The 794-nt window shown below is 70.2% G+C and carries 1 protein-coding gene; it reads right to left on the bottom strand.

What is annotated here, in order from left to right; all coding sequences use genetic code 11:
* A partial coding sequence (locus ENSA5_RS16945; RefSeq protein WP_308726554.1) for a toxin TcdB middle/C-terminal domain-containing protein occupies nucleotides 1-794 on the bottom strand: 794 nt, incomplete at both ends.

Genomic DNA, 794 nt, shown 5'->3' with positions numbered 1-794 from the left:
CCCGTCAGCGCACCGAACACCGCCTGCCGCTGCGTCTCCGTCATCGCCATCGCGTCGGTGTCGTAGACCAGCGCCTTGCTCTGGACCACGCCGTGAGCCAGCGGCGCCGACAGGTCATCGGCGAGGTAGCGCGTGCGGCTGCGACTCAACAAGCGCTTGTCCACGCCGCCCGACAGCTCGCCGTCGTAGGCGACCGCGGCCGCGCTGTCAGCCGCCTCCCGGACCGCCTGCCAGCTGAACGCGGCGCCCATTGCAGTGATGAGCCCATGCACTTGGTAGCTCCGCGCCTCGACCGGCACCCCCAGGCGGAGCACGTCGTCCCCGTCAACGAGGTGCACCACATCCGCCTCGCTCAGCGTCACGTAGGTCGCACCTTGCTCCTCATGCACGAACTCTCGCCGCGGGTACGCGACCGCAGCCGAGCGCAGCACCGCGCCGTAGTCGTCGACCTCCAGCGTGAAGCTGTGGGCAATGCGAGGGTCCAACGGGTCGCGCTCGTAGTGGTAGCTCAGCGCCTCGCGGTCATGCGCGAGGTAGACCCCAAAGCAGTTGGGCCCCCGCGCTTGAACCTGCCGGACCTCGAAGCTCCCCTCGCTCACCGTGAACGGCTCGCCCTCGAGCTCGGACCCATCGAGCGCGTACACCTCCGTGCGCAACGTCCGCCCCGCGAGCGCACGCACGGCCTCGCGCGCCTCCGCGCCCGTCAGCCCGCTCGGCACCACGCTCGCGGGCAGCTCGAACGCCTTGTCATCACCACCCCAATACTCCCGAGCAAAGCGCTCCGCGAGCTCCTC

Source organism: Enhygromyxa salina (genome assembly GCF_002994615.1).
Classification (GTDB): Bacteria; Myxococcota_A; Polyangia; order Nannocystales; family Nannocystaceae; genus Plesiocystis; species Plesiocystis salina_A.
This window is presented reverse-complemented; position numbering and strand designations above follow the sequence as displayed.